We start from the raw sequence: 9513 nt of genomic DNA, 5'->3' as shown, positions 1-9513 counted from the left end.
CCTCAACCTCTTCGCTCAGCCACCGCCGCGGCGCTGCCCCTACTGTAACGAGCGCCTCACGAACCCAGTGGTTATAAATGTGCCAAAGTAGTGCTTGGAACCCACGACGTACCGCAAGGTGATGCTGCGCGTGGTCGCGCCGCTCACATTCCTGATCATTCTAAGTTCGCTCGACCGCGTGAACGTCAGCTTCGCGGCGCTGCGCATGAATGTCGATATCGGGCTCGATCCGCGCGCCTATGGGCTGGGCGTCGGCATCTTCTTCGTCGGCTATCTGCTGTTCCAGTTGCCGAGCGCCGCCGTGCTCAAGCGCATCGGCCCGCGGCTGTGGATCGCGGGCAGCGTGATCGGCTGGGGCAGCGTCGCCACCTTGATGGCGCTGATCCAGACGCCGCTGCACTTCTACATCCTGCGCTTCCTGCTCGGCCTGTTCGAAAGCGGCTTCGCGCCCGGCGTCGTCTGGTATGTCAGCCAGTGGCTGCCGCAGCATTATCGCGCGCGGGCGATCGCGGGCACCTTGCTGGCGATCCCGATCTCGGTGATCCTCGGCGGCCCCCTGTGCGGCGCCCTGCTGTCGATGGAGACCGGCAGCGTCGCATCCTGGCGGGTGATGTTCGCGGTGGAGGGCATCGCGACGGTGATCGCCGGCCTCGCCGCGCTGATCTGGTTCGCCGACCGCCCCGCCGCCGCACGCTGGCTGGACGCGGCCGAACGCGAGACGATCGAGGCGGCACTCGCTGCCGACATCCGACCGGCCGCCGCCCCCAGCGCCACATTGTCCGCCGCGCTCAGGGATCCAATCCTGTGGCTATGCGCCGGCGTATGGTTCGTGCTGATCACCGGCGCCAACGCGATCATCTTCTGGCTGCCGATCGCGATCAAGACGCTGGGGCGCACCGATCCGCTGGAGGTGGGCGTGCTCAGCGCGCTACCCTGGCTGGCGATCGGCGCGGGCATGATCCTCAACGCCCGCCATTCGGATCGCAGCGGCGAACGCTATGGCCACCTCGCCTTCCCGATGCTGCTCGCGGCGGCGGCGCTGTTCGGCGCGGCGATGCTCACCCACAACGGTCCGCTCGCGCTCGCCGCGCTGATGCTGGGCGGACTCGGCCTGGGTGCAGCGCAATCGGTGTTCTGGACGGTGCCGACCAAATTCGTCGGCGCGCGCAACCCCGCCGCGATCGCCGCGATCAACCTGTGCGGCAACCTCAGCAGCAGCGTGGCGCCGATCGCGATCGGCTGGGTGGTGGCGACCACCGGCAGCGTCGCGGTGCCCGTTCATGTGCTGGCGGTGCTGCTGCTGGCGGGCGCGGCGCTCATCGTGCCGCTGCGCACGCTCGGCAACCGGCGGGAGGCGGCGTGATGCCGGCCTGGCGCCGCCTCATCCTCGCCAGCGCGGCAACGCTCGCCGCCGCTTCCGTCGCGATCGGCCAGGGCAGCACCCAGCCCGATCGCTGGTGGAATCCGGATGAGGGCCGCGTCTTCCCCGCCACGCTCGATTATCCCAACGGCAGCGGCACGGTGCGGCTGCTGCTCGATGGCGGGCCGATGGAGACCAGGGGCCACCCCTTCTTCACCGCGATCGGCCCCAACGGCCGCGCCTGCGTGACCTGCCACCAGCCCGCCGACGCGATGAGCCTCTCCGCGGCCTCGGCGGCGCGGCAATGGCAACGCAATGGCGCCAAGGATCCGCTGTTCGCCGCGGGAGATGGCTCCAACTGCCCCAGCCTGCCGCAGGCGGATCGATCCTCGCACTCGCTGCTGATCGATCATGGCCTGATCCGCATCCCCCGCCACTGGCCGCCGCGCGACATCAAGGGCAAGCCGATCGCCGCCGACTTCACGATCGAGGTCGTCCGTGATCCCTCCACCTGCAACCTGGATCCGCGCTACGGGCTGAAGGGCGCGGGGATGATCTCGGTGTTCCGCCGCCCCCGCCCCGTCGCCAACTTCAAATATATCGAGGCGATGGGCTTCGCCTATGATCCCAAGGCGGGAATGCCGCTGCCGATCGATCCCGACACCGGCAAGCCGGTCAGCGGCAATCTGATGGCGGACGGCCGCGTACCCAGCCTGACCGCGCAGATGCGTGACGCGGCCGGCGCCCACCTCGCCTTCGCCAAAAAGCTCGACGAGGGGGATATCGACCGCATCCTCGATTTCGAGCGGCGCATCTATGCCGCGCAGCAAGTGGATCGCGATGGCGGCGCGCTCGATGCCGATGGCGCGCTCGGCGGCCCGCGCACCTTGCAGGTCTCCGCCCCCGGCCGGCTCGGCAGCCAGGGCACGCCGGTGTGGAGCGAGTTCGAGGCGTGGGAGAAGCTGCCCGCGGCCGACAAGGCGAAGCTGCCCCCCGCGGTGCGCGCCTTCCGGGATTCGGTGGCGCGCGGCGCGCGCGTGTTCCGCGACAAGACCTTCCTGATCACCGACAGTGCCGGCATCAACTCGCCGGTCGGCTTCGGCAATCCGGTGCGCAACAGCTGCGTATTCTGCCACAACATGACCTATATGGGCATGGACGTGGCGCCCGGGCAGGTCGATCTCGGCACCACCAACCAGCCCTTCGCCGATCCCGCGCCGCATCTGCCGCTGTTCCGCATCACCTGCACCGGCACGCCGCACCCGCATTATGGCCGCACGATCCTCACCAGCGATCCCGGCTTCGCGCTGACCACCGGCAAATGCGCCGATGTCGGCCGCATCACCTTGCAGACCTTGCGCGGCCTCTCGGCCCGCGCCCCCTATTTCTCCAACGGCAGTGCGAAGGATCTGCGCGGCGTGATCGGCTATTATGACCGGCGCTACGCGATCGGCTATACCGAACAGGAGAAGACCGACCTCATCAACCTGATGCGCGCCCTGTGAGCCCGGCCCTGTGATCCACGCACGATGATCCGCGCCACCTTCCTCCTCCTCGCCGCCACCGCCGCGACCGGCGGCGCCGACACCAAACGGGCGATCCGCTTCATCGCCTGCCCGATCTATCGCGACACAGATGCCGGCCGCAAATCCGGCTGCTGGCTGGCGAGCGACCCGGCGACGGGCCTCCGCTACGATGTCACCGCCGCCCCCACCAAGCCCGACTGGAACCACGCCATCCTCGTCGAGGGCCTGATCGCCACCGCCGCCGGCGACCCGTGCGGCGGCACCGTGATCGAACCCGCCCGCGTTTCGGTGCTGGAAGCGCCCTGCACCCGCCACATGCTGAAGGCGGAGGGTTATCAGGGCCGCCGCTTCGCCCTCCCCGAACGCAATGTCCGCCCGCTCTATGAGGAGCGAAAGCAGCCCGAGCGCCCCTACAGGGAGGGCCGCTTCACCATCCCCTTCGACTTCGGCCGCAGCTTCGTCGCCTACCAGCTCGCCGACTATTATCTCGACGCGACGATCAACTATGCGCTGGACGTCCAGCCCGCCCGCATCGACATCGCCGGCCACGCCCAGACCGACCCGCAAACCGTCTCCGGCCAAACCATCGCGGAAGACGCGAAGCTGGCCCGCGTCCGCGCCGAACTGGTCCGCGACGCGCTGGTGATGCGCGGGGTGGATGCAGCGCGGATCCGGATCGTCGAGCGGTTGCCGGGGCCGTATGTGGTGGCCGCTTTCGATGGGATCGAGGGTGCGGCAGCGCGGCGGGTGGATGTACGGGTGGTGCCGGACGCGGAGTGAGGTGGGTTAACCCGTCAATCGCCAGCATTCCTCGCCCGCGCCAGGAACGACGGCGGCAAGCCCAAGCCGCACAGATGCTAATCGAGAAACGCAGCGATCCGCCGGGCAATTTGCGCGGGCCTCTCCCCCGCCTGGAACAACGTCACCGCCGCATCCGGGCGCAGCGCGGCCGCCTTGGGCAGGTCGGCATGCGTCGGGTCGCTGGCCGCGCAGACCAGCAGCAGATCGTGCCGGCTTTCGGCCAACGCCGCGGCCATGTCGTAGGCGAATGCTGCTCGATAGGCACAATGGTAAGTCGTCAGCGCCTTCAGTACATCCACGACGAAAGGATGCAGCACCTCCGGCGGGGGGACCCCGTTTCCCGTGCGATGCGCGGCGTCACGATCAAAATATGGGTAGAACAGGAACATGTCGCGACAGAATTGATAAGCCCAGCCGAATTGCCCGCCATGCGCGTCCGGCTTCATCGCCGGCGCATAGTTGTCCAGCATCCGCTGACGCTCGACGGGGTCCATCAGCACCACGCCATCGAGCACGAGCCTGCCCACGCGGGCGGGATTTCGGCGCGCGAACTCCACGCCGATCATCGCGCCGGTGTGGCTGCCATAGAAATCGATTTGCTCAAGCCCCAGCGCGTCGATCGTCCGCAGCGCGCAGTCGGCATAATAGCCGATGTCCGTGTCTGGTCGCGCGGGGGGCGATGAATCGCCATTACCAGGCATGTCGGGCGCGATGACCTGCCGGCCGCGCGCCAGTTCGGCGGCAAGCGGCGCCAGCCACAAGGATGACACCGGGCCGGCATGCGCCATGTAGAGCGGCCGCTTCGCCGGGGCGGGGTCCCCGGCGAAGCGATAATGCACCAGCCCCTCCGCCAAGCGGAGGAAGGCGCGATCGATCTCAGGCGGCGGCGAAGACGAGCCGGACATTGACGAACTCCATCATCCCCCAGCGGCCCAACTCGCGGCCGATGCCGGAGCGCTTGATCCCGCCGAACGGCAGTACCGGATCGGAAACGGTGTTGGCGTTGAAGAAGGTCATGCCGCATTCGAGATCGTCGGCAAAGCGCGCACGCTCTTCCTCGTCGTTCGTCCAGACGCTGGAGCCGAGGCCGAACGGCGTTTCGTTCGCCAAGCGGATCGCATCGTCGAGATCGGCGACCTCGAAGAGCAGTGCGACTGGTCCGAAAATCTCCTCGACGCGCGCTGCCGCCCCTTCCGGCAACCCCTCGATGATGGTCGGAGCATAATAGGCGCCTGGCCCGCCGATCACCGCGCCGCCGGCGACCAGCATACCGCCCTGCGCGATCACCCGCTCCACCTGTCCGGCCAGTTCGTCGCGCGCACCAGCGCTCGACAGCGGGCCGAGGTCGGTCATCGTGTCGAGCGGATCGCCGATCCTCAGCGCAGCGACGGCCGCCACGAACTTCTCGCGGAACGTCGCATATATGTCTCGATGAACGAGAATCCGCTTGGCACAGACACAGGACTGGCCGTTATTCTGGTAACGGCCGGTCACCGCACCGGCGACCGCCTTGTCGATATCGGCGCTCGGCATCACGATCAGGGGGTCGCTGCCGCCAAGCTCCAGCACGCACGGCTTGAGCGCGCGGCCGCTTGCCGCGCCGACGGAAATCCCCGCCCCTTCGCTGCCGGTCAACGTAACCGCCGCGACACGGGGATCGTCGATGACGCCGGCGAGTTGCGCCCGTGTCAGGAACAGGTTTTGGAACACCCCAGCGGGCAGGCCTGCCGCCGTACCTGCGTCCGCCAGCGCCGCAGCACATTGCGGCGTGCTCGACGCATGCTTGAGCAGGACGACATTGCCCGCCATCAGCGCCGGCGCGAGGAAGCGCACGACCTGCCAATAGGGGAAATTCCACGGCATCACCGCGAACACGATGCCGAGCGGTTCGTGCCGCACCTGCGCGTCGCCGGCGGGGTGTGCAACGCTCTCAGCGGTGAGCAGTGCCTCGCCATGCTCGGCGTACCAGCGGCAATTGGCGGCGCATTTCAGCACTTCGGCGCGCGCGCTTGCGACCGGCTTGCCCATTTCGAGCGTGATCAGCCGGGCATGTGCATCCGCATTCGCTTCGAGTTGTTCCGCCAATCGCACCAGTGCCGCGCGACGATCAGCGAAGCTCGTCCTGCGCCACGTGGCGAAGGCGCGATGCCCAGCCGCCAACGCCGCTTCTACCGCGGCATCATCGGCGTCATCGAAGGTTGCAAGCGTTTCGCCCGTGGCGGGATTGACGGAACGATACACGATATTCTCCCTCAGAACTTGTAGCGGAGCGTCGCCAGCACGGTACGCGGCTCGATCGAGAAGCGGGGCTGGACCACGGCGAAACCGAAGCCCGTCTGCCAGCCTTCGCGGTTGAGCAGATTCTTGCCGTTCACCTGAAGCTTCCACTGGCCCCATTCATAGCCGAGATAACCAGCCAGAAAGTCCTGCTGCGGGATGAAGCCGATCGCAGCATTCTCCGGCGTAGAGAAATAGGAGCCGCGATCATTATAATCGGCGCCGAAGATCAGCTTGCCGGGGCCGGCCGGCACGTCCCCGTCAAACCCCACGCTGAACTGGTAATCCGGCAGGCTCGGCGGATCATTGTTGGTGAGCGAGCCCCCCGCGCTACTGGCATCATATTTGCCGTCGTTGAGCGAACCATTCGCCCACAAGGTCAGCCAGGATGCGGCACGGATCGACAGTTCCGCTTCGACACCCTTGATCGTCATGTCGTAATTCTCGACCAGGAACGCGCCGTCGTTGGTATTCACCGGCTGCTGACGATCCTTGATCTTGTTGTAGAAGGCGGCAACGTTGATCCGCGCGCGGCGACCGAAGAGGTCGGACTTGAAGCCTACTTCACAGGCTTCCGTCACCTGCGGCCTGAAGGGCAGCGAAAGCTGGGCTGCGCTGCCAGCAAGACCGTTATAGCCACCGCCCTTGAAGCCTTCGCTGTAGGAGGCATAGGCGAGTATGTCCTGGGTGATCTTGTAGTTGATCCCAAGCTTCGGCGTAAACTTCTGATAGCTGTTCTTGAGGTCGACAGGCGTACCGCCGATCCGCGCGTTCAGTTGCTTGTCATCGATGGTATAGCGCCCGCCCGCGATCAGCGCCAGGCGGTCCGAGAGATTGAAGGTCAACTGGCCGAATCCGGCAAAGCTGTTGGTCTTGATGCTGAAGATGGTGTTCGACGGCACGAAGAAAATCACTGAATCGATGTCTTGCTGCCCGGCTTCATGAAAATAATAGAGGCCGCCGAGATATTGCAGAAAGTCGGACGAGGTCCCGCCAGACACCTGCAGTTCCTGACTGAACTGACGCTGCGTGCCGACGAGGGTGCGATCGAACAGCGCTAGGGGCGTCGTGCCGGGCAGGCCCAGCGCCGAAGGCGGGACGCCGCCGGAGAAATCCTGCCGCCAACTGTCGTTGAGCTCGGAATAGGCGCTGATCGAGGTGATGCGACCATTCGGCATGTCCGCCGACAGGCGCAATGTGCCGCCATATTGCTCGACCTTGGTGAATGAAGCGATCGGCGACTGGACGCGGCGATAGGAGCCGCTCACTGGCACGATCTTGCCGGCTGCATCGACCTGTGTCGCGACGGCATATTGCCCGTCGGTGTCGCCGTTCATGTAGAACCCGGTCAGACGCCCTTCCACCGCATCGCCCACATAGGCGACATCGGCCTGGACGCCGGCGAAATCCTCCTTGCCGACCTTCTTGTTCAGCGTCGCGTTGAACTGGCGCCCGCCGTCGCGGCCGCGGATCATCGCGTTGACCGAGCCCCGCCACTTGCCGTCTTCGCTCAGCGGCGTGCTGGCATAGACGCGTAACCGGCGCTCGTTCCAACTGCCGAAGCCGGCTTCGACATTGCCCTTGAACGTCGCGGCGGGCCCCTTTGTGATGAAGTTGACCGCGCCGGCCGAGGAATTGCGACCGTAAAGCACGCCCTGCGGCCCGCGCAGCACCTCGATCCGCTCGAGCTCCATGAAATCGAGCAGCGATGCGGACAGGCGGGCGCGATACACGTCGTCAACATAGATCGCGACTTCGGATTCCGCGGTGACGAACGCACCGTCGGTGATGCCGCCGCCGCGGATGAAGGGCTTCAAACCAGCGGTACCGCCGGTGACGCCATCGAACTTGACGTTGGGCGCGAGCCGGTTGAGGTCCTGCGGCCCGGTCACGGCGAGGCGCTCGATCGTTTCGGACGACACTGCGCTTACCGCGACCGGCACGTCCTGCAGCCGCTGATCGGATCGCTGCGCCGTGACGACGATATCCTCCAGCCCGTCGCCACGGGGCGGCGCATCTTGCGCATGGGCGGAGGCAGCAAAAAGGGCAGACGCGAGTATGGCGGCGGACGCGCCGCGAAGCTGATTGCGCATGGTGACTCCCCGAAAAAGTGGACGCCGTTCCCCCGGACGTCTTGCGCGGGACTTGTTGTCCCTTGCCTCGATCCTGCGCCGCGGATTTGCGGGTCGTCAGCGCAAAGCCGCGCGGCTATCCGCCAGTCGATCAAGGCCCCGCCATGCGCTGCATTGGCAGCAGGGCGGCGACTAGCTTAATCCACATCGAGCGAGAGCTGCCTGCGACTCTGGGTTGTGGGCGCGACTGGAGGCTGTGATGCTGAACACCTTTCAACAGGCACCGCACGCCGTGCTGCCCAAATCGACCCCACAGGAAAATTCTCGGCAGGAATTCGCCAAGAGCCTGAAGCAATACATCCAGCAAGGCCTGTTGCCGGGCCTCCAGCCGGTCTATCGCGGCCGCGCGGGCAAGCGGTTCGAACGCGAGGCGGGGCGCGCACCGGTCGACCGCCACGACATCCGCAAGGCGATGGTGCCGGATACCTATTTCCAGCACTATGCCGCGGTGAACCGGATCAGCCAGGAACTGCTCTGGGACAGCGTCATCGACAGCATTGACAGCGATCCGCAGGCGTTGCGCGCCGAAGCGGCGAGCGCGTCCGCGGCGAACAAGGGCAAGCTGGTCGTACCCGAGCGCTTCGACGTGCCCCGCTATGTGAGTGCGCTCGACATCCACTGCATGCCGGGCGGCTATGCCGGCGAGCCGGGCGAGCAGGACGTGACGCTCGGTGCGCTCTACGACCGCGGAGTCTTTCTCTACGCCATGGGCTACACGGGCCCGAACAACGACGACATGGGCCGATCGGTCTGCAACTATATCAGGCGGCGGCTTAGCGGATTCTCCCCGAGGCGGATCCTCGACATGGGCTGCACGGTCGGCCACTCGACCCTCCCCTACAAGGAATTATTCCCCGAGGCCGAGGTGTGGGGCGTCGACGTTGCCGCGCCTCAGATCCGCTATGCCCATGCCCGCGCCGGCGCGATGGGGCTCGACGTCAACTTCGCGCAGATGAACGCGGAACGGACCGAGTTCGAGGACGGCTATTTCGACCTGGTCGTCAGCCACATCCTGCTGCATGAAACCTCGGGCAAGGCGATGCCCAGGATCTTCGAGGAATGCCACCGGGTGCTCGCACCCGGCGGGTATATGATCCACGCCGACCTGCCGCCGTTCGACCTGATGGATCCGTTCACGCAGTTCATCCTGGACAACGAAACCTATTACAACAACGAGCCCTTCTGGGGGGCAATGCGCGAGCAGGACCAGGTCGCACTGGCGAAGGCGGCGGGTTTCCCCGCCGACACGATCCGCTTCGACACCGCACCGATGGCGGTGATGGAATTCGCGGCGGCAGAGGCGGCGGGATACAGCCAGGACGCTGCGGACAGCGTTGCGGAACGCGAATTCACCGCCGGCGAGTTCGCGCCGGGCGGCGGCTGGGAAGTGCTCATCGCGCAGAAGGCAGGGCAGTGA

General features: G+C 66.3%; 7 protein-coding genes. 4 read left to right on the top strand and 3 right to left on the bottom strand.

What is annotated here, in order from left to right:
• Positions 1 to 94 precede the first annotated feature (94 nt).
• The 3 genes from FHS96_RS20300 to FHS96_RS20290 are packed head-to-tail and all read left to right on the top strand — an operon-like array spanning position 95 to position 3666.
• Positions 95 to 1363, top strand: coding sequence for an MFS transporter (locus tag FHS96_RS20300; protein ID WP_429595944.1), 1269 nt, complete (start codon positions 95 to 97; stop codon positions 1361 to 1363).
• On the top strand, positions 1363 to 2865 hold the full coding sequence (locus tag FHS96_RS20295; protein ID WP_429595941.1) for a hypothetical protein: 1503 nt from the start codon (positions 1363 to 1365) through the stop codon (positions 2863 to 2865). The genes FHS96_RS20300 and FHS96_RS20295 overlap by 1 nt, the downstream gene beginning before the upstream one ends.
• Before the next feature lie 24 nt (positions 2866 to 2889).
• Positions 2890 to 3666 (top strand): OmpA family protein, encoded by a 777-nt coding sequence (locus FHS96_RS20290; protein ID WP_429595938.1) that lies wholly within the window; start codon positions 2890 to 2892, stop codon positions 3664 to 3666.
• Positions 3667 to 3743: 77 nt separating this feature from the next.
• Here the strand turns inward: FHS96_RS20290 and FHS96_RS20285 are convergent, their stop codons facing one another.
• Genes FHS96_RS20285 through FHS96_RS20275 form a run of 3 tightly spaced genes read right to left on the bottom strand, consistent with a single transcriptional unit; the run spans position 3744 to position 8057 of the window.
• Entirely contained in the window at positions 3744 to 4592 is an 849-nt protein-coding gene (locus FHS96_RS20285) for an alpha/beta hydrolase (protein ID WP_429595935.1), read from the bottom strand.
• Positions 4564 to 5928, bottom strand: a complete 1365-nt coding sequence (locus tag FHS96_RS20280) for an NAD-dependent succinate-semialdehyde dehydrogenase (RefSeq protein ID WP_429595932.1) — start codon at positions 5926 to 5928, stop codon at positions 4564 to 4566. The genes FHS96_RS20285 and FHS96_RS20280 overlap by 29 nt, the downstream gene beginning before the upstream one ends.
• A gap of 11 nt (positions 5929 to 5939) precedes the next feature.
• Complete coding sequence (locus FHS96_RS20275; RefSeq protein WP_429595929.1) at positions 5940 to 8057, bottom strand: TonB-dependent receptor; 2118 nt, start codon at positions 8055 to 8057, stop codon at positions 5940 to 5942.
• Positions 8058 to 8295: 238 nt separating this feature from the next.
• Here FHS96_RS20275 and FHS96_RS20270 point away from each other — a divergent pair, with 238 nt between their 5' ends.
• On the top strand, positions 8296 to 9513 hold the full coding sequence (locus FHS96_RS20270) for a class I SAM-dependent methyltransferase (protein WP_429595926.1): 1218 nt from the start codon (positions 8296 to 8298) through the stop codon (positions 9511 to 9513).

The sequence above is a fragment of the Sphingomonas zeicaulis genome (genome assembly GCF_050433225.1).
GTDB classification, from domain to species: domain Bacteria; phylum Pseudomonadota; class Alphaproteobacteria; order Sphingomonadales; family Sphingomonadaceae; genus Sphingomonas_D; species Sphingomonas_D zeicaulis.
Note: the sequence above shows the minus strand (reverse complement) of the source record. Positions and strands in the feature narration are given on the sequence as shown.